The sequence below is a fragment of the Pseudomonas sp. G2-4 genome (assembly GCF_030064125.1).
In the GTDB taxonomy this organism is placed as follows: Bacteria; Pseudomonadota; Gammaproteobacteria; order Pseudomonadales; family Pseudomonadaceae; genus Aquipseudomonas.
In genome coordinates, this window is record NZ_CP125957.1 from 1,367,120 (window position 1) to 1,385,324 (window position 18,205).

The 18,205-nt window shown below is 61.0% G+C and carries 19 protein-coding genes; 6 read left to right on the top strand and 13 right to left on the bottom strand.

The features are described 5' to 3' along the window. Positions 1-115 precede the first annotated feature (115 nt). From QNH97_RS06085 to pdxH, 3 genes are all read left to right on the top strand, one after another. A complete protein-coding gene (locus QNH97_RS06085) occupies positions 116-1,261 on the top strand; it encodes a serine hydrolase domain-containing protein (protein ID WP_283556038.1) in 1,146 nt (381 codons plus the stop codon). Positions 1,262-1,380: 119 nt separating this feature from the next. Continuing rightward, positions 1,381-2,490: an OmpA family protein gene (locus tag QNH97_RS06090; RefSeq protein ID WP_283556039.1), complete on the top strand. Its 1,110-nt coding sequence runs from the start codon at positions 1,381-1,383 to the stop codon at positions 2,488-2,490. Positions 2,491-2,514: 24 nt separating this feature from the next. Continuing rightward, on the top strand, positions 2,515-3,162 hold the full coding sequence (gene pdxH / locus QNH97_RS06095) for a pyridoxamine 5'-phosphate oxidase (RefSeq protein ID WP_283556040.1): 648 nt from the start codon (positions 2,515-2,517) through the stop codon (positions 3,160-3,162). Here pdxH and QNH97_RS06100 read toward each other — a convergent pair. Further along, complete coding sequence (locus QNH97_RS06100) at positions 3,110-3,394, bottom strand: hypothetical protein (RefSeq protein ID WP_283556041.1); 285 nt, start codon at positions 3,392-3,394, stop codon at positions 3,110-3,112. The genes pdxH and QNH97_RS06100 overlap by 53 nt on opposite strands. 170 nt (positions 3,395-3,564) lie before the next feature. Here QNH97_RS06100 and QNH97_RS06105 point away from each other — a divergent pair, with 170 nt between their 5' ends. Further along, the gene (locus tag QNH97_RS06105) at positions 3,565-4,029 is read left to right on the top strand and encodes an outer membrane lipoprotein (protein ID WP_003184697.1); all 465 of its coding nucleotides are present in this window, start codon (positions 3,565-3,567) and stop codon (positions 4,027-4,029) included. 950 nt (positions 4,030-4,979) lie between these two features. Here QNH97_RS06105 and nhaA read toward each other — a convergent pair. Then, the gene (gene nhaA / locus QNH97_RS06110; RefSeq protein ID WP_283556042.1) at positions 4,980-6,167 is read right to left on the bottom strand and encodes a Na+/H+ antiporter NhaA; all 1,188 of its coding nucleotides are present in this window, start codon (positions 6,165-6,167) and stop codon (positions 4,980-4,982) included. 268 nt (positions 6,168-6,435) lie between these two features. On the opposite strand from nhaA, the gene QNH97_RS06115 reads away from it, so the two are divergent. Then, a complete protein-coding gene (locus QNH97_RS06115; RefSeq protein WP_283556043.1) occupies positions 6,436-7,530 on the top strand; it encodes a PLP-dependent cysteine synthase family protein in 1,095 nt (364 codons plus the stop codon). 166 nt (positions 7,531-7,696) lie between these two features. Here the strand turns inward: QNH97_RS06115 and QNH97_RS06120 are convergent, their stop codons facing one another. The 3 genes from QNH97_RS06120 to QNH97_RS06130 form a co-directional block, all read right to left on the bottom strand. Continuing rightward, positions 7,697-9,310, bottom strand: coding sequence for an NAD(P)/FAD-dependent oxidoreductase (locus tag QNH97_RS06120; RefSeq protein ID WP_283556044.1), 1,614 nt, complete (start codon positions 9,308-9,310; stop codon positions 7,697-7,699). A 73-nt stretch (positions 9,311-9,383) separates the two neighbouring features. Further along, positions 9,384-10,058, bottom strand: a complete 675-nt coding sequence (locus tag QNH97_RS06125; protein WP_283556045.1) for a hypothetical protein — start codon at positions 10,056-10,058, stop codon at positions 9,384-9,386. A 60-nt stretch (positions 10,059-10,118) separates the two neighbouring features. Then, entirely contained in the window at positions 10,119-10,718 is a 600-nt protein-coding gene (locus tag QNH97_RS06130) for a short chain dehydrogenase (protein ID WP_283556046.1), read from the bottom strand. A 106-nt stretch (positions 10,719-10,824) separates the two neighbouring features. On the opposite strand from QNH97_RS06130, the gene QNH97_RS06135 reads away from it, so the two are divergent. After that, positions 10,825-11,739 (top strand): LysR family transcriptional regulator, encoded by a 915-nt coding sequence (locus QNH97_RS06135; RefSeq protein WP_283556047.1) that lies wholly within the window; start codon positions 10,825-10,827, stop codon positions 11,737-11,739. On the opposite strand, the gene QNH97_RS06140 is transcribed toward QNH97_RS06135, so the two are convergent. The 8 genes from QNH97_RS06140 to livH all read right to left on the bottom strand — a co-directional run bounded on the left by QNH97_RS06140 (position 11,730) and on the right by livH (position 18,075). After that, positions 11,730-12,203 (bottom strand): DoxX family protein, encoded by a 474-nt coding sequence (locus tag QNH97_RS06140; RefSeq protein WP_283556048.1) that lies wholly within the window; start codon positions 12,201-12,203, stop codon positions 11,730-11,732. The two genes, QNH97_RS06135 and QNH97_RS06140, sit on opposite strands and share 10 nt — an antisense overlap. After that, positions 12,200-12,958: an HvfC/BufC N-terminal domain-containing protein gene (locus QNH97_RS06145; protein ID WP_283556049.1), complete on the bottom strand. Its 759-nt coding sequence runs from the start codon at positions 12,956-12,958 to the stop codon at positions 12,200-12,202. The genes QNH97_RS06140 and QNH97_RS06145 overlap by 4 nt, the downstream gene beginning before the upstream one ends. Further along, entirely contained in the window at positions 12,955-13,824 is an 870-nt protein-coding gene (bufB, locus tag QNH97_RS06150; protein ID WP_283556050.1) for an MNIO family bufferin maturase, read from the bottom strand. The genes QNH97_RS06145 and bufB overlap by 4 nt, the downstream gene beginning before the upstream one ends. Positions 13,825-13,849: 25 nt before the next feature. Next, complete coding sequence (locus QNH97_RS06155) at positions 13,850-14,155, bottom strand: BufA1 family periplasmic bufferin-type metallophore (RefSeq protein ID WP_122566871.1); 306 nt, start codon at positions 14,153-14,155, stop codon at positions 13,850-13,852. Between the two features lie 277 nt (positions 14,156-14,432). After that, positions 14,433-15,134, bottom strand: a complete 702-nt coding sequence (locus QNH97_RS06160; RefSeq protein ID WP_283556051.1) for an ABC transporter ATP-binding protein — start codon at positions 15,132-15,134, stop codon at positions 14,433-14,435. Beyond that, a complete protein-coding gene (gene livG / locus QNH97_RS06165; protein WP_025212221.1) occupies positions 15,135-15,902 on the bottom strand; it encodes a high-affinity branched-chain amino acid ABC transporter ATP-binding protein LivG in 768 nt (255 codons plus the stop codon). Beyond that, a complete protein-coding gene (locus tag QNH97_RS06170) occupies positions 15,899-17,155 on the bottom strand; it encodes a high-affinity branched-chain amino acid ABC transporter permease LivM (protein ID WP_283556052.1) in 1,257 nt (418 codons plus the stop codon). The genes livG and QNH97_RS06170 overlap by 4 nt, the downstream gene beginning before the upstream one ends. Then, a complete protein-coding gene (gene livH, locus QNH97_RS06175; protein ID WP_283556053.1) occupies positions 17,152-18,075 on the bottom strand; it encodes a high-affinity branched-chain amino acid ABC transporter permease LivH in 924 nt (307 codons plus the stop codon). The genes QNH97_RS06170 and livH overlap by 4 nt, the downstream gene beginning before the upstream one ends. Positions 18,076-18,205: the final 130 nt, after the last annotated feature.

Sequence of the window (18,205 nt, forward strand, 5' to 3'; positions counted from 1 at the left end):
TCCCTCGCCACAAGGATCAGTGTCCAGCCAGCCGTCCTGTGGCGGTTCCCAAAAGCCTTAATGCCTGAAACAATGCCAGCCACTCTAAAAAGTCTTTGTTTCAAAGGAGTTGCGGGTGCAGATTCAAGGCCATTATGAGCTTCAGTTCGAGGCGGTGCGTGAAGCGTTCGCGGCGCTGTTCGACGATCCTCAGGAGCGCGGTGCGGCGTTGTGCATTCAGGTCGGTGGCCGGACCGTCATCGATCTTTGGGCCGGCACGGCCGACAAGGATGGCAGTGAGGCCTGGCACAGCGACACCATCGCTAATCTGTTTTCTTGCACCAAGACGTTCACCGCCGTTACCGCCCTGCAACTGGTGGCCGAGGGCAAGTTGCAACTGGACGCCCCGGTTGCCCGCTACTGGCCCGGATTCGCCGCAGCCGGCAAGCAATCCATTACTGTGCGCCAGTTGCTTTGCCATCAGGCCGGATTGCCGGCGTTGCGCGAATTGCTGCCGCCCGAAGCGCTCTATGACTGGCAAGCCATGGTCGATGCCCTGGCCGCTGAAACGCCGTGGTGGACGCCGGGCGAAGGCCATGGCTACGCCGCGATCACCTACGGTTGGCTGGTCGGCGAGCTCTTGCGCAGGGCCGACGGTCGTGGTCCGGGCGAGTCCATCGTCGCCCGGGTCGCCAAGCCATTGGGCCTGGATTTTCACGTCGGCCTGGCCGATGAAGAGTTTCATCGCGTAGCCCATATCGCCCGCGGCAAGGGCAACGTTGGCGATGCAGCGGCCCAGCGTCTGCTGCAGGTGACGATGCGTGAACCCACGGCCATGACCACCCGCGCATTCACCAACCCGCCATCGATCATGACCAGTACCAACAAGCCGGAGTGGCGGCGCATGCAGCAACCAGCGGCTAATGGCCACGGCAATGCCCGCAGTCTCGCCGGGTTCTACGCCGGGCTGTTGGACGGAAGCCTGCTGGAAGGGGAAATGCTCGACGAGCTGACTCGCCAGCACAGCTTCGGCGAAGACAAGACATTGTTGACCCAGACCCGTTTCGGCCTGGGCTGCATGCTCGACCAGCCGGATGTACCGAACGCGACCTACGGCCTCGGCCCACGGGCATTCGGTCACCCGGGGGCGGGGGGCTCGATCGGCTTTGCCGATCCGGAACATGATGTGGCGTTCGGCTTCGTGACAAACACCCTCGGGCCTTATGTGTTGATGGACCCACGCGCGCAGAACCTGGCCAGGGTGCTTGCCACTTGTCTGTAATCCGCCATTGAAGGCGATGGGCACAGGAACCTCGTGTCCTTTTCAGTTTCAAAGCGTCTGTTTATGCGGCCCAAACATGGCCTTTTGTTTTTTCATTTACATCATTTTGTGGATATCCAATGTCATCGAATAAAACCCTCGCTCTGGCGCTGTGCTTCGCTATCACCGGTTGCGCACAAACTCCACAAAATGATGCCGAGGGCAGCGGTGGCTGGTGGCCGTTCGGTTCTTCCGACAAAGTGGCGGTCAAGGAAACGGCGCCAACCGCGCCCCTGAAGCCGGCCGCCGTCGCGCCGCAGGCGAAGGCCGAAAGTGCCACCCACTGGTGGTGGCCTTTCTCTTCCGATGATGCGGCCTCGGATGTCGCCAAGAAAGACGAACCGAAGCCTGAAGCCAAGGCACCCGCCACCGTTGCCAAGGCTGAAGCAGCAGCTGAAAGCAACGGCAAGTGGTGGTGGCCGTTCGGCGGCAAGGATCAGGAAACCGCCAAGGCGGTACCGATGCCTGACCCGAAAGTCACCCAGGCCTGGCTCGACGATTACGAACCGAAATTGCGCACCGCGATCAAGGACAGCAAGCTTGAGCTTGAACGTCGCGACAATGTGCTGGTGGTGACCGCGCCAGTGGATGGTTCCTTCAACCCGGACCGTCCGGCGATGCTGCTGCCAGTGACCCTTGGCCCGTTCACGCGCGTAGCCAAGATCCTCGAAGCCGACCCGAAAACCGCCGTGCTGGTCCTCGGCCACGCCGACACCTCGGGCGCTGCGCCGGCCAACCTGAAACTCAGCCAGGAACGCGCCCAGTCCGTGGCGGCGATTTTCCGTCTCAGCGGCTTGCAACGTGATCGCCTGATGCTGCGTGGCATGGGCGCGGTGGCGCCCCGTGCGGCCAACGACAGCGTGGAGGGCCGTGCCTTGAACCGTCGCGTGGAATTGCTGGTCACGCCGGCCAACACCATGGTTGCGCTGCTGAGCAAATACAACATGCCAGCGCCTGCGCCAGTGACGCTGGTGGCAGCCCAGGACGTGAAGCCGGCGGTGGCTCCAGTGCCAGCGCCTGCGGCTAAAAAAGCAGTGGCCCCGACTACCAAAAAAGCCCCGGCCAAAAAAGCCGCCGCCAAGGCTCCCGCGAAGAAAGCCCCGGCCAAGGCAACTGCGAAGAAACCACAACCGGCCAAAGCCGCCGCCGATACCAAGAAAGTCGCGGCCGCCGATACTCCCAAGCAGTGATGGGCTAACCACAAGGAACGCGCCATGACCCAATCGCTGGCTGATATGCGCCGCGACTATACCCGCGACGGCCTGACCGAGGCGCAAGCCCCGGCCGAGCCGTTCGCGCTGTTCCACCAATGGTTCGCCGACGCGGTGAAAACCGAGCAGGCTCCGGTGGAAGCCAACGCCATGACCCTGGCGACGGTGGATGCTGACGGGCGCCCTCATTGCCGGATCCTGCTGCTCAAAGGGCTGGATGCCCTGGGCTTCACGTTCTTCACCAACTACGACAGCGCCAAGGGCCAGCAGCTGGCAGCGAATCCTTTCGCGGCCATGACGTTTTTCTGGCCGGGCCTGGAGCGTCAGGTGCGGATCGAGGGCAAAGTGGTGAAGGTCACGGCGCAGGAGTCGGACGCCTATTATCAGGTGCGGCCGCTGGGCAGCCGTCTCGGAGCCTGGGCCTCACCTCAGAGCCGGGTGATTGCTGGTCGTGGTGAGCTGGAAGATTTGCTCAAGGCCACCGAACAGCGCTTCAGCGACAACCAGCCGCACTGCCCTGAACACTGGGGCGGTTATCGTCTACTGCCCGAGCGCATCGAATTCTGGCAAGGCCGACCGAGCCGTCTGCATGATCGTCTCAACTACCGCCTGCAAGGGGCGAATTGGACTCGCGAGCGTCTGGCGCCTTAGCATCGGGATAACCTGCGGCAGCGGTTTGAAGCCATTGCTGCAGGTCCCGGCGCTTGATGCCTTGCTCTTTGGCGCGTGCCAGTTGTTGCAGCATGTAGGTTTTTTTCTGCTCATCCTGCCCCGCCAACGACAGTGCCAGGTCGCGGTCCATCCAGCGTTTGATGCGCACGTACAGCCACCAGTGGAAGTACAGGCCGGCCACGGTGGTAGCGACTATGATGAAATAATCCATGAAAAATCCTTGGGTCGGTGACGCGGATATCGGAAATTGGCGCTACTGTGAGATGAATTTTTCGGGCGCGCCTGTATCCCACCTGAATGAAACCCCTTTTATCCCGGCGAGGCCGTGACAGGCGTCAAGCTGCGGAGTTTAATGAATACCTGTCTTTTGGAGTTGATGCTATGCGTAAGTCTGTTTTGCTGGTTGCTTCCTTTTCCACGATGGCGATGCTGCTCACTGGCTGCCAGTCGAGCCTGACCGGTGACTCCTACTCCCGTGACGAAGCGCGTCGCGTGCAGACGATTCGCATGGGGACCATCGAATCCCTGCGTCCGGTCAAGATCGAAGGCACCAAGACCCCAATCGGCGGTGCCGCCGGTGCAGTGGTGGGCGGTGTGGGCGGCAGTGCCATTGGTGGCGGCCGTGGCAGTATTGTCGCTGCTGTGATCGGTGCCGTGGCTGGTGGCTTGATTGGCTCGGCTACTGAAGAAGGCTTGACTCGTACTCAGGGTGTGGAAATCACTGTTCGTGAGGACGATGGCAGCATGCGTGCCTATGTGCAGCAGGTTCAGGAGAACGAGGTGTTCCGGGTGGGTGAGCGGGTTCGTATTTCTACTGTGGATGGTACGAGTCGCGTATCGCACTAATTTATGGGCGGGTTTCCTGAGTTGGTGTGTATATCCGTTATTTCGGTAACGGCTACTTAGGGTTCCGCTCTTACAGCGGGTCACTTTTGAAAAGCGCAAAAGTAACCAAAACGCTCATGCCCCACCACTCGGTGCCTCGCGTAGGCTCGGCATGCCCTCACTCCGGCATTGCTCCGTGGGCCGCCGCGAAGGGCCATCCATGGCCCAGCGCGGCTATCCCGGCATCCATGCCGGGATGCCCACTGCGCAATGCCTGCGTTCGGCCATCGTGGTTAACGGGGCGCCGAGATCAACGTCCACCGCGAGGCGGCCTGAGAGCCGACCTGGTTGGGAGTGAACGCGTTCCTCCTGTGGGAGCGAGCCTGCTCGCGAAGGCGGTGTCACTGTCGATGAAAGATGTTGAATGGGCTGGCCTCATCGCGAGCAAGCTCGCTCCCACAATGGTTCTATGTTTTATATAAGTTTTGTGTTTGCTGAATATTTAATGCGAGTCTGCTCGCGATTGTTGCTATTCAACTTAGATGCTCTTGCTCTTGCTCTAGATGTTGATCTCGACGCCCCATTAACCACGCTGGCCGAACGCAGGCATTGCGTAGTGGGCATCCCGGCATGGATGCCGGGATAGCTGCGCTGGGCCATGGATGGCCCTTCGCAGCGGGCCCACGGAGCAATGCCGGAGTGAGGGCATGCCGAGCCTAGGCGAGGCACCGAGTGGTGGGGCAAAGCGTTTTTGGTTACTTTTGGCGCTCTTCCAAAAGTGACCCGCTGTAAGAGCGGAACCCTAAGTAGCCGTTACCGCAGCAACGGATATACACACCAACCCTACTTCTACTTATCCATTAATTACAACTTTCCTAAATACCGGTAGGGAAGGATATCGAGGCCCCGAAACGACTTAAAGACAGATCGCTACACCGCAACGATGCAGCGATCCGCAGTGTTGGAAAGTATCAGGAAGACAACACAACCCGCTTGCGACTGGCCGCCGCCGTCACCGCATAACCCAACAACGCCGCCAGGATCGAACCCGTGAGAATCCCCATCCGGTCCATGCCCGCGTAGTCGCTCACACCAGGCTCGAACGCCAGGGATCCAACGAACAGACTCATGGTGAAACCAATACCGCACAAGATCGCCACGCCCAGTACCTGACCCCAATTGGCCCCGGCAGGCAGGCTGGCAATACCGATTTTCACGGCCAGCCAGGTCAGACCGAACACACCAACGGTCTTGCCCAGCAACAGGCCGATCGCAATCCCCAGCGGCACGTGATGGGTGAAGCTTTCGACCGTGACACCGCTCAGGGACAGGCCAGCGTTGGCGAAGGCGAACAGTGGAAGGATGCCATAGGCCACCCAGGGATGCAGGGCGTGTTCCAGGGTCAACAACGGCGAGGTTTCGGCGTTTTTCGTTCGCAGCGGAATGCAGAACGCCAGGGTCACCCCGGCCAGGGTGGCATGGACACCGCTCTTGAGCACGCAGACCCACAAAATCAGGCCGACCACCATGTAGGGCCCGAGCTTGACCACGCCCATCCGGTTCAGCGCCACCAGTACGGCGATGCAGACGGCCGCCAGTACGAGCGACAAGGTGGACAGGGCGCCGGAGTAAAAGATCGCGATGATGATAATGGCGCCCAGGTCGTCGATGATCGCCAGCGTCATCAGGAACAGCTTGAGCGATACCGGCACTCGCTTGCCCAGCAAGGCCAGCACGCCAAGGGCGAATGCAATGTCGGTGGCCGTCGGTATCGCCCAGCCTGCGAGGGCTGAGGGATTGTCACGGTTGAGGAACCAGTAGATCAGAGCAGGCACCACCATGCCGCCAATCGCCGCCGTACCCGGCAAGACGATTTGCGAGGGTTTCGACAGTTGTCCGTCGAGTACCTCACGTTTGACTTCGAGGCCGATGAGCAGGAAGAACATCGCCATCAGGCCGTCGTTGATCCACAGCAACAACGGTTTGGCGATCTTCAGCGCCCCGATCTGGGCCACCACCGGCGTGTCCAGCAGGCCGTTGTACAGCCAGGAGAGCGGGGAGTTATTGATGGCCAGGGCCAGTATGGAGGCGGCGATCAATAGCAGGCCGCTGGCCGCTTCCAGTTGGAAAAAACGTGTCAAGGAATTACGTAGAGGCACGATCGCTCTCCATTCATCGAATCAAAAGATGGCACACCCTAACCCGTACTGTTAGTTGTTAAAACAAAAGTTATATTCTTTTTTTGTTATATGTCGTTACAACGGGTGCGCTGCACAGTCGGGCAGTTACGGGGCATATTGGACCTTAGCTGTACCTGTGCGCGATGTCGGTTTTTTCCTAAGCTTGCGCCTGGTTTTTCCGAGACCACGTCGCGCCTGCATGACCGTCAGGTTTCCCCGTGCCAAACCGATCCAGTGAGATAACACCATGAACGACCACCGCCAGTGGGCGCGCGAAGCGATTCGTATCATTGAGGCTGATTTCCAGCGCAGTGCCGATACGCACCTGATTCCCCTGCCGCTGCCAGGCCTGCCAGGGATCGAGCTGTACTTCAAGGATGAGTCCAGCCATCCCACTGGCAGCCTCAAGCATCGGCTGGCTCGCTCGCTGTTCCTCTACGCGTTGTGTAACGGCTGGCTCAAGCCCGGCGCTCCGGTGATCGAAGCTTCCAGCGGCTCGACGGCCATTTCGGAGGCGTACTTTGCCAGGCTGTTGGGCCTGCCCTTTATTGCGGTGATGCCGGCGACCACCTCCAGGGAAAAAATCGCACAGATCGCTTTCTACGGCGGCCAGAGCCATCTGGTGGACGATCCTACGCAGATTTACGCGGAGTCTGAACGCCTGGCCCGCGAGCATGACGGACACTTTATCGATCAGTTCACCTACGCCGAGCGCGCCACGGACTGGAGGGCCAATAACAACATTGCCGAGTCGATCTTCCAGCAGATGCGCTTTGAGCGCCATCCGGAGCCGAGCTGGCTGATTTCCAGCCCCGGCACCGGCGGTACCACGGCGACCCTGGGGCGCTACGTTCGCTATCGACAGCATGGCACCCGCGTGCTGTGTGCTGACGCCGAGCGTTCGGTGTTCTTCGATTATTACTGCAGCGGCGATGCCAGCCTGCGTCTGGATTGTGGCTCGCGCATCGAGGGCATCGGCCGGCCACGGGTCGAGGCGTCGTTCTTGCCGAAAGTCATCGATGCGATGGTCAAGGTGCCGGACGCCTTGTCACTGGCGGCCATGCACTACCTGGCCCAGCGCTTGGGACGACGGGTTGGCGGATCCAGCGGTACCAATCTGATCGGCGCGCTGATCGCCGCGAGGCAGATGGTTGAGGCGGGGGAGTCAGGTTCGATCGTGGCGATTTTGTGTGACGGCGGCGAGCGCTATGCCACGACCTATTACGATCCGGCGTGGCTCAAGGCCCAGGGCTATGAGTTGAGTGGGCTGATAGATGCCGTGGCGGCGAGTGTGGAGCGAGGGGATGCGCTGCCGGAGAGTGTGTTGCGGGCTAATATCTGAAACTTGAAAACCCTGGGACCCCTTGTGGGAGCGAGCTTGCTCGCGATAACGGTGGATCAGTCAACATCTGTGTTGAATGCCAGTCCGCCATCGCGAGCAAGCTCGCTCACAGGGTAATGCTGTTTACTTAGGCCTGTGGCTGCCTTGAGTGAATAGCATTGTCCCCTCAGGCCTCGAGGCCGAGGATATCCCGCGCTACGGCCTCGGCAATCCGGATCCCGTCCACGCCTGCCGAGAGGATTCCGCCCGCGTAACCGGCGCCTTCGCCCGCCGGGAAAAGCCCCTTCACATTCAGGCTCTGCAGTGATTCGTTGCGGGTCATGCGCAGTGGCGACGAGGTGCGGGTTTCGATACCGGTCAGCACTGCGTCGTGCAGCGAATAGCCGCGGATCTGCTTCTCGAACGCTGGCAAGGCTTCGCGGATGGCTTCGATGGCAAAGTCCGGCAGGGCCAGGGCCAGGTCGCCCAGCAAGACGCCTGGCTTGTAGGAAGGTTCGACGCTGCCCAGAGCCGTTGACGGTTTGCCGGCGATGAAATCGCCCACCAGCTGCGCCGGGGCTTCGTAGTTGCTGCCGCCGAGGACGAAAGCATGGGATTCCAGGCGTTCCTGCAGCTCGATCCCCGCCAGTGGGCCGCCGGGAAAATCGACTTCTGGAGTGATGCCGACGACGATGCCTGAGTTGGCGTTGCGCTCGTTGCGCGAATATTGGCTCATACCATTGGTCACGACGCGGTTCGGCTCGGAAGTCGCCGCCACCACGGTTCCGCCCGGGCACATGCAGAAGCTGTACACCGAGCGACCGTTCTTGGCGTGGTGCACCAGTTTGTAGTCCGCGGCACCGAGTTTCGGGTGGCCGGCGTACTTGCCCAGGCGCGCGCTGTCGATCAGCGATTGCGGGTGTTCGATACGGAAACCCACCGAAAACGGCTTGGCTTCCATGTACACACCGCGGCTGTGAAGCATGCGGAAGGTGTCCCGGGCGCTGTGGCCCAGGGCCAGGATCACATGCCTTGAATGAATCCGTTCGCCGCTGGCCAGTTCGACGCCGACCAGTTGGCCGTTCTCGATCAGTACATCGGTGACCCGCTCCTGGAAGCGCACCTCACCGCCCATGGCGCGAATCTGCTCACGCATGTTCTCCACCACGCCTGTCAGACGGAACGTACCGATGTGTGGCTTGCTGACGTAAAGGATTTCTTCCGGTGCGCCGGCCTTGACGAATTCGTGCAGGACCTTGCGGCCAAGGAATTTCGGGTCCTTGATCTGGCTGTACAGCTTGCCATCGGAAAACGTTCCCGCGCCGCCCTCGCCAAATTGCACATTGGATTCGGGGTTAAGCACGTTTTTGCGCCACAGGCCCCAGGTGTCCTTGGTTCGCTGGCGCACTTCCGGGCCGCGCTCGAGGATGATCGGCTTGAAGCCCATTTGTGCCAGCAGCATGGCGGCGAAGATCCCGCACGGGCCGAAGCCGACGACAATCGGCCGTTGGTCCAGATCGGCCGGCGCCTGGCCCACCATGTTGTAGCTGACATCCGGCGCTTCGTTGACGTTGCGGTCATCGGCGAACTTGCGCAGCAAGCTGGCTTCATCGCGCACCGTCAGGTCGATGGTGTAGATGAAGCACAGTTCGGATGATTTTTTGCGCGCGTCGTAGCTGCGCTTGAACAAGGTGAAGTCGACCAGGTCATCGCTGGCGATGCCCAGGCGCTGCACGATGGCAGGGCGCAGGTCTTCTTCGGGATGGTCGATCGGCAGCTTGAGTTCGGTGATTCGTAACATGACGGGATCCGGTTCGCGGGGCGCACAACTGCGCCAAGGCGTTAACCGGCGATTATAAGCCAAAACTGTCGAATCAGTCGTTGCGCGCACCACCGAAGTAGGCGCAGCCACGCTGGACCTGGCCGTTGACCCGCAGTTCGGCGCTCATGTGCTGAACGCTGGCGGTCACGCTGTCGACGCAGCGCTGGGGCGTGACCCAGAGCTCAACCTTCTGGCCATTGGCCTCGGTGCTGAGATTGAAACGGCCATCGCCCAGTTGTTCCTCCATGAAAGGCACGGCCAGCGGCGGTTGGCCCTCACGTTCGAGCACCAGGCCCTTGCCGCTGGCCTTGAGGTTCCACTCGGGAGCATGGCCGGCGGCGCGCAGGGTCAACAATCTGAAATCCCCGTCATCGCAAGCGCTGCTCGAGCGCTCCAGGCGATACAGCTGTTCCAGGTCCAATTGGCTGTCGGTACCGGCCGCTGCGCTGGAGACGATACGACCGCGCACGTCGGCAAACACCTTGCCCTGGTCATCGGCCAGGCTGGCGGCTTGTTGCAGCACACTGGTGCCGCCGCTGTCGTTGACGATGTAGCGGCGCTGGTCCTGGCATGGCTGGAACACCAGCTTGCCGTCGGCCGCCGTGAGCTCGCCCTGCATGCGCGTCTGGTCGGCGTGGGAGGCACTCTGACGCGGGGCGTCGAGCAATTGGCAGCCGGCAAAGAGCGGCAGGAGGGCGACAAACAGCAGGGAGCGGGCGGCACGCATTATTGGGTCTCCAGACAAGTGCCGCCACGTTATCAGACTGATCCTGCATCACAAGGGGTGTTAGCCCACGTGAAAGGTCTGACCGGTTTGTAGGCCTTCGACACTCTTGGCGTAGGCCAATGCGACATCGGCGGCCGGAACCGGTTTGTAGCCGCGGAAGTAAGGGGCGTATTTGTCCATGGCTTCCAGCAACACGTTCGGGCTCACCGAGTTGACCCGCAAGCCCCGTGGCAACTCGATTGCCGCAGCGCGCACGAAACTGTCCAGGGCACCGTTGACCAAGGCGGCCGAGGCGCCGCTCTTGATCGGGTCATGGCTGAGCACGCCCGTGGTAAAGGTGAAGGACGCACCGTCGTTGGCGAATTCGCGGCCGATCAGCAGCAGGTTGACCTGGCCCATCAGTTTGTCTTTCAAACCGAGGGTGAAGCTTTCTTCGGTCATGTCGCCCAAGGGGGCAAAAGTGACATTGCCCGCTGCGCAGATCAGCGCATCGAAGCGTCCGGTTTTTTCGAACAGGGCGCGGATCGAGGCGCTGTCGCTGATGTCCACGTGCAGTTCACCGCTTTGGCGGCCGATTCGAATAATTTCGTGGCGTGGCGACAGTTCGTTATCAATGGCCGAACCGATGGTGCCGTGGGCGCCGATCAACAGGATTTTCATGAGTTTGTTCCTCAGTGGGTTGAACGAGTTTGTAGTCTAGAGAGCTTCTTTCCATTGATAATCACGCTAATTGGCAACCTTTGGTTTTCATTTGGAAACAATGGCAATGAGCGAGATGGATGATCTGGCGGCGTTTGCCGTATTGATGGAAGCTGGCAGCTTCACCTTGGCTGCCCAGCAGTTGGGGTGCAGCAAGGGCCAGTTGTCCAAGCGCATTAGTCTGTTGGAGAGCCGGTTTTGCGTGGTATTGCTGCAACGCACCACGCGGCGCTTGAGCCTCACGGCGGCCGGCGCGGCGTTGTTGCCCCAGGCCCAGGCATTGCTGGTGCAGGTGGAAAGGGCGCGTCAGGCATTGGCTCGGTTGAAGGACGATATTTCCGGACCGGTGCGTATGACGGTTCCGGTTTCGTTAGGCGAAACCTTCTTTGAGGGATTGTTGCTGGAGTTCGCGGGTAAGTATCCCGACGTGCAGATTGAACTGGAGCTCAACAACGGTTACCGCGACCTGTCCCGCGATGGCTTCGACTTGGCGATCCGCTCCGACGCCGCCATTGATGAGCGCTTGGTGGCCCGGCCGTTGCTGGCGTGGCATGAGATGACCTGTGCCAGCCCGGACTATCTCGAACGTTATGGCGAGCCTGAAACCCCTCAGGCACTGGCGGAACATCGTTGTCTGCTCAACAGCCATTACAGTGGCCGGGAAGAATGGCTCTATCACCAGCAACACGAATTGTTGCGAGTGCGGGTGTCGGGGCCGTTCGCCAGCAACCACTACAGTCTGTTGAAAAAAGCCGCCCTGGCCGGCGCCGGCATCGCCCGGCTGCCGTCGTACCTGCTGCATGAAGAATTGGCCGACGGACGCCTGCGCTGGTTACTACGCGATTACCAGACCCGTCGCATGCCGATGTACCTGGTGCACCCGTATCAAGGCGGGTTGCCCAAGCGCACCCAGGTGCTGGCCGACTATTTGATCGATTGGTTCAAGCGCAGCGGGGAGGCGTTGGATCGGCTTCAGCGATAGCGCCGGGCGATCAGGTGATCAATCGACAACACCCCCGGTCCGCGTGCCATCAAGTAGAGCAACACCGCCGCCCAGGTGCCATGGGTTGGATAGGCGTCCGGGTAGACAAACAACTGAATGGTCAACGTCATACCCAGCAAGGCCATCGCCGAGAAACGTGTTGCCAGGCCAAACAGAATCAACACCGGGAACACATGTTCGGCCGAGGCCGCCAGGTACGCCGCCAGTTCGGGCGACAGCAACGGCAGGGCATACTCGCTTTTGAATAGGGGAATGGTCGAGTCCGCCAGATGCGGCAAACCGATCTGGAAGGTGCCGTCGAGCAGGTCGATGGCCAGGCCTTCGATTTTGGTCTGGCCGGATTTCCAGAATACCGCGGCAATGGAAAATCGCCCCAAGAAGGCGATCAGGCTGTGGGGGATTTTCTCCAGCCATTGAATGAGACCGGCAATCAGGGCTTTCATTGGGATACCTGTTCGGCTAGGAGATGGGTGATGGCCTGGTGGCGGATGAGCCCCGCCAGGGTGTGTTCCAAGTCAAGATCGATTGAGGCCTCAATGGCAGCAGTCAGGGAAAACCCTTGTTGCAGGGCTGCGATGAACCCATGGGCAGCGCGACTGATCGCATACACCTCCGCGTCCAGGCCGTTGCGCAGCACCAAGGCGTTTTGCGCGGGAAACGTTTCGAACGGGACAGGCGTCTGGTGCTGATGGGCGGCCCAGATCGTCACCACGGCGTAGGGGGATTGCAGCAGGCGCAGTGACGGGTGAAGCCCGATCTTCAGGTGCCCCGCCAGCGTGGGGGACGACAGCGCCGCCACGATTCGTTCTTGCGCCATGGGCTCGGCGTCGGCGGCATGCCAGGCTTGCACATGCAGTCGCTCCAGCCGAGCGACGTCCGCCAGGTAAGGCACGCTGGCGGCGGGCTCGAAGTGTTCGATGAACTCGGCAAAGTCGCCCCCGTACTCGTTCATCACCGGGCTGCGCGGCGGCGTCGATTGAACAAAGACCCCGGCCATGGCCCGGAAGAATTCCTCGCCCACCAGTTGCGCCACCACCGGGTAGTTGTCGGCCAGGGCGTTGATCAATGAGCTGAGTACGTTGTTGCGGTACACCGCGAAACGGCTTTCCGCAGCCGCACCATTGGCGCTGACCAGGCCGGGCGGACACGCCTTGTGCGGGTCGAGCAGGGCGACGGCAAATGCGTGTTGGTTGCTCATGGCCGGGCTCCAGCGGCGCTCAACAGTTGATCGGCCTGGCGTGCTTCGGCCAGCAGCACCTCCCATGCAGGGAGGTGGTTGTCGCGTTCGATCAAGGTGGCGACCGGCCCGGTTCGCTCCAGTGCCTGGAGATACAGTTGCCAGACCGCATGGTCGACGGGGGCGCCGTGATCGTCTATCAACAGGCGCTCGCCGAGGTTGTCGGAATCTTCGGCAAAGCCGGCCAGGTGAATCTCGCCGGTCGCTTGCAGAGGCAGGGCGTCGAGATAGGCCAATGGATCGCGGCAATGGTTGACGCACGAAACGTAGACGTTGTTCACATCCAGCAGCAGGCCGCAGCCGGTGCGACGGATCACTTCGCTCATGAACTGTGGCTCGTCGAAAGTCGAGGTTTCAAAGGCCAGGTAGGTGGCCGGGTTTTCCAGCAACAGCGTGCGCTTGAGGCTGGACTGCACTTGGTCGACGTGTTCGCAGACCCGGTCGAGGGTTGCCTCGTCATAGGCCAGGGGGAGCAGGTCGTTGAGAAACACCGGGCCGTGGCTGGACCAGGCCAGGTGTTCGGAAAAGGATTGGGGCTGATAGCGTTCGATCAATGCGGCCAGGCGCTGTACATGGGCGACATCCAGCGGCCCCTCCCCACCGATCGACAGGCCGACGCCATGCAACGACAGCGGATAGTGTTCGCGTATCAGCCCCAGGAAGTGATGAAGCGGCCCGCCGGCCACCATGTAGTTTTCCGCGTGCACTTCGAAGAAACCCAGATCCGGTCGGGTCTGCAGCACCTCACGAAAATGCGCACTCTTGAGCCCCAACCCTGCCCTTGGCGGCAGCCGGCTATCAGTGGCGAGGGACGGGCTGTTCAACATGGTGGCGGGCCTCAGGCGGATGCGATCAGGACTTGGCTTTGAACGCTTCGAGCTGGCCGAAACCGGTGGGGGAGGTTTTGCTTTCCATGGTGGTGCAAGTGCCTTTAGGTACCGATTTCCAGGCGTTGGCCTGATAGTCCATTTTCGCGGTACCGGCGCAGGTGGTGCCGGCGCCGGCGGCGCAGTCGTTCTTGCCTTTGAGGGCAACGCCGAAGCATTTTTCCATGGTGTCGTCGGCTGCGTGAACGGTCGAGACGGCTGTCATGCTCAGGGCTGAACCCAGGGCGAGGACCAAGGCAGCGGCGGACAGGGTACGGGTCGAAGCAGTCATGATGATTCTCCAGTCTTCAGGGAAATGAACCGGCGTTAGCGCCGGTCTGCTGAACTAGAGAAGGGAGGTGGGGAAGTGTTACAGCGCGACCTTATTATTTTTCAGATACGCCTAACCCTGTGGCGAGGGAGCAAGCTCCCGCTGGGTCGCGCAGCGGCCCCAAGATCTTACGGTCGCTGCGCAACCGAGCGGGAGCAAGCTCCCTCGCCACAGGGGGTTGCGGGTGGCCCGGGCAAAAAAAAACGGCCCGCAGGCCGTTCTTCTTGACGCAACAGACTCAACCGCCCAGATACGCCTCGCGCACTTTCGGATCGGTCAGCAGGGCTTCACCGGTGCCTTGCATCACCACCCGGCCGTTCTCCAGCACGTACGCCCGGTCGGCGATTTTCAGCGCCTGGTTGGCGTTCTGTTCTACCAGGAACACCGTCACGCCATCCTTGCGCAACTGTTCGATGATGTCGAAGATCTGCTGGATGATGATCGGTGCCAGGCCCAGGGAAGGCTCGTCGAGCAGCAGCAGCTTGGGCTTGCTCATCAGCGCACGGCCGATGGCGAGCATTTGCTGTTCGCCGCCGGACATGGTGCCGCCGCGCTGGTTGAAGCGTTCTTTCAGGCGTGGGAAAAGGTGCAGCACCTTGTCCATCTGTTCCTGATAGTCGCTCTTGTCGGTGAAGAAGCCGCCCATGGCGAGGTTTTCTTCCACGGTCAGCCGGGCAAACACCCGACGTCCCTCCGGCACCACCGCGATGCTCTTGCGCATGATCTGTGACGAATCCTGGCCCACCAGCTCCTCACCCATGTAGCGGATGCTGCCGCTGTGGGCCTGGGGCGAACCGCAGAGCGTCATCAGCAGGGTGGATTTGCCGGCACCGTTGGCACCGATCAGCGTCACGATCTCGCCCTGGCGGACTTCGACGTTGACGCTGTGCAGCGCCTGGATCTTGCCATAGAAGGTGGAAACGTTTTCGAATTGCAGCATTTACGCTTCCCCCAGGTAGGCTTTGATCACTTCGGGATTGTCGCGGATCTGTTCCGGCGAACCATCGGCCAGGGGCGTGCCCTGGTTGATCACGACGATGTGGTCGGAAATGCTCATGACCAGCTTCATGTCGTGCTCGATCAGCAGCACGGTGACGTTGTGCTCCTCACGCAGCACCCCGATCAGCGCTTTCAGGTCTTCGGTTTCCTTCGGGTTCAGGCCGGCGGCCGGTTCGTCGAGCATGAGGATCCGTGGACGGGTCATCATGCAGCGGGCGATTTCCAGGCGTCGTTGCTGACCGTAGGCCAGGGTCCCGGCGGTCCGGTTGGCGAACTCCTTGAGATTGACCTTTTCCAGCCAGTACTCGGCGTACTCCATGGCCTCGCGTTCGCTCTTGCGGAACGCCGGGGTCTTGAACAGGCCGGCAAAGAAGTTGGTGTTCAGGTGACGATGCTGGGCGATCAACAGGTTCTCGACCGCTGTCATGTCCTTGAACAACCGCACGTTCTGGAAGGTACGCACCACGCCTTTGCGGGCGATGTGGTGGCCGGGCAGGCCCTGGATCGGTTCACCGTCCAGCAGGATGGTACCGCCGGTGGGCTGGTAGAAACCGGTCAGGCAGTTGAACACGGTGGTCTTACCCGCGCCGTTCGGCCCGATCAATGCCACCACCTGTTTCTCTTTCACGGTCAGGGCCACGCCGTTGACCGCCAGCAAACCGCCGAAGCGCATGCTCAAGTTTTCGACTTTCAGAATCTCGCGGCTCATTTGCGCAGCTCCATGTGCGGGCGTTGCATCGGCAGCAGACCTTGAGGACGCCAGATCATCATCAGCACCATCAAGGCGCCGAACATCAACATGCGGTATTCGCTGAACTCACGCATCATTTCCGGCAGCAGGATCATCACGATGGCCGCCAGGATCACTCCCAGTTGCGAGCCCATCCCGCCCAACACCACGATGGCGAGGATGATCGCCGACTCGATGAAGGTGAAGGACTCCGGCGTCACCAGGCCCTGGCGGGCGGCGAAGAAGCTACCGGCAAAACCGGCGAACGCGGCACCGAGGGTGAAGGCCGACAGTTTGATCACGGTCGGGTTGAGACCCAGCGCTCGGCAGGCGATTTCGTCTTCACGCAGCGCTTCCCACGCACGGCCAATCGGCATGCGCAGCAGGCGGTTGATGACGAACAGCGCGGCCAAGGCCAGCAACAGCGCAACCAGGTAGAGGAAAATCACCTTGTTGATCGAGCTGTATTCCAGGCCGAAGTACTCGTGGAAGGTCTGCAGGCCTTCGGCGGCGGTTCTATCGAAGGTCAGTCCGAAAAACGTTGGCTTCGGGATGTTGCTGATGCCATTCGGACCGCCGGTGATCTCGGTCAGGTTGCGCAGGAACAGACGGATGATCTCGCCGAAGCCCAGGGTCACGATCGCCAGGTAGTCGCCGCGCAAGCGCAGCACCGGGAAGCCCAGCAGGAAGCCGAAGGTGGCGGCCATCATCCCGGCGATCGGCAGGCAGATCCAGAAGCTCAGGCCGAAGTAGTGAGACAGCAGCGCATAGCTGTAGGCCCCGACGGCGTAGAAGCCCACGTAGCCCAGGTCCAGCAGGCCGGCCAGGCCTACTACGATGTTCAGGCCCAGGCCCAGCATCACGTAGATCAGGATCAGCGTGGCGATATCCACCGCCCCACGGGAGCCGAAGAACGGCCAGACCAGTGCCACGACGATCAGGGCCAGCACGATCCAGCGCTGGGTGGTCGGCAGGGTCAGGAAGTTGCTGGCCTTGGCCGGGATCACCGGCAGGCCGGGGGACGACTTCCAGGCCGCGCTGATCTGCGTGCTGAACAACACACGCAGGAACATCAGGACCGAACACACGGCGATGATCGCCAGGGTGGTCGGACTGGTGCCGTGCACCTCCAGGTTGATGCCAACGATGGTCAGTTTAAGACCGAGTACCGGGTAGGCCACGGCCCAGACCAGCAGGGCGCTGAAGAGCGCCGATTTGAGATGCCTAGTCATACTTTTTCAACCTCCGGGCGGCCCAGGATGCCGGTCGGCCGGAATAACAGAACCAGAACCAACAAGCCGAACGCGACGACGTCCTTGTACTGGTCGCCGAAGATGTCGGCGCCAAAGGCTTCCGCTACGCCCAGCACCAGCCCGCCGAGCATCGCTCCGGGGATGCTGCCGATGCCGCCCAATACTGCGGCAGTGAAGGCCTTGAGGCCCACGAGGAAGCCGGCGTTGGGGTTGATCACGCCGTATTGCATGCTCAACAGCACCGCGGCGATGGCCGCCAGGGCCGCACCGATGACGAAGGTCAGGGCGATGATGTTGTTGGTGTTGATGCCCAGCAGGTTGGCCATCTTGATGTCTTCGGCGCAGGCGCGGCAGGCGCGGCCCAGGCGGGAGCGGGAGATGAACAGCGTCAGGCCGAGCATGGCGACCAGGGTCACCACGAACACCACGATTTGCATGTAGGAAATCAGCACTTCATGTGCGCCACCTGGCCCGATGGTGAAGTTGCCCGGAATCAGGTTGGGGATGGATTTGTCCTTGGAGTCTTGCGAAAGCAGCACCGTGTTCTGCAGGAAGATCGACATACCAATGGCGGAAATCAGCGGAATCAGACGGTTGCTGCCGCGCAGGGGGCGGTAGGCGATCCGTTCGATGCTGTAGCCATACGAACTGGTGACCACGATGCTCGCGATGAATGCCGCGGTCATCAATAGCGGGACACTGTCGAGTCCCATCATGGCCAGCCCGGCGATGGCGATGAACGCCACGTAGGAGCCGATCATGTACACCTCGCCGTGGGCGAAGTTGATCATTCCAATGATGCCGTAAACCATCGTATAGCCGATGGCGATCAGGGCATACGTGCTGCCAACGGTCAGGCCGTTAACCAGCTGCTGGAAGAAGTGATAGATGTCAGGCATTACAGCGCTCCTAAAAACCTGATACGCATTTCACTGGTGGAGTCATTTTCCCGCCCGGCCCCGTGGATCTGCATCCACTTCGAGCACGAGGTTTGCCAGCGAACCGCTGATGACGGTTTTGAGATTTTCA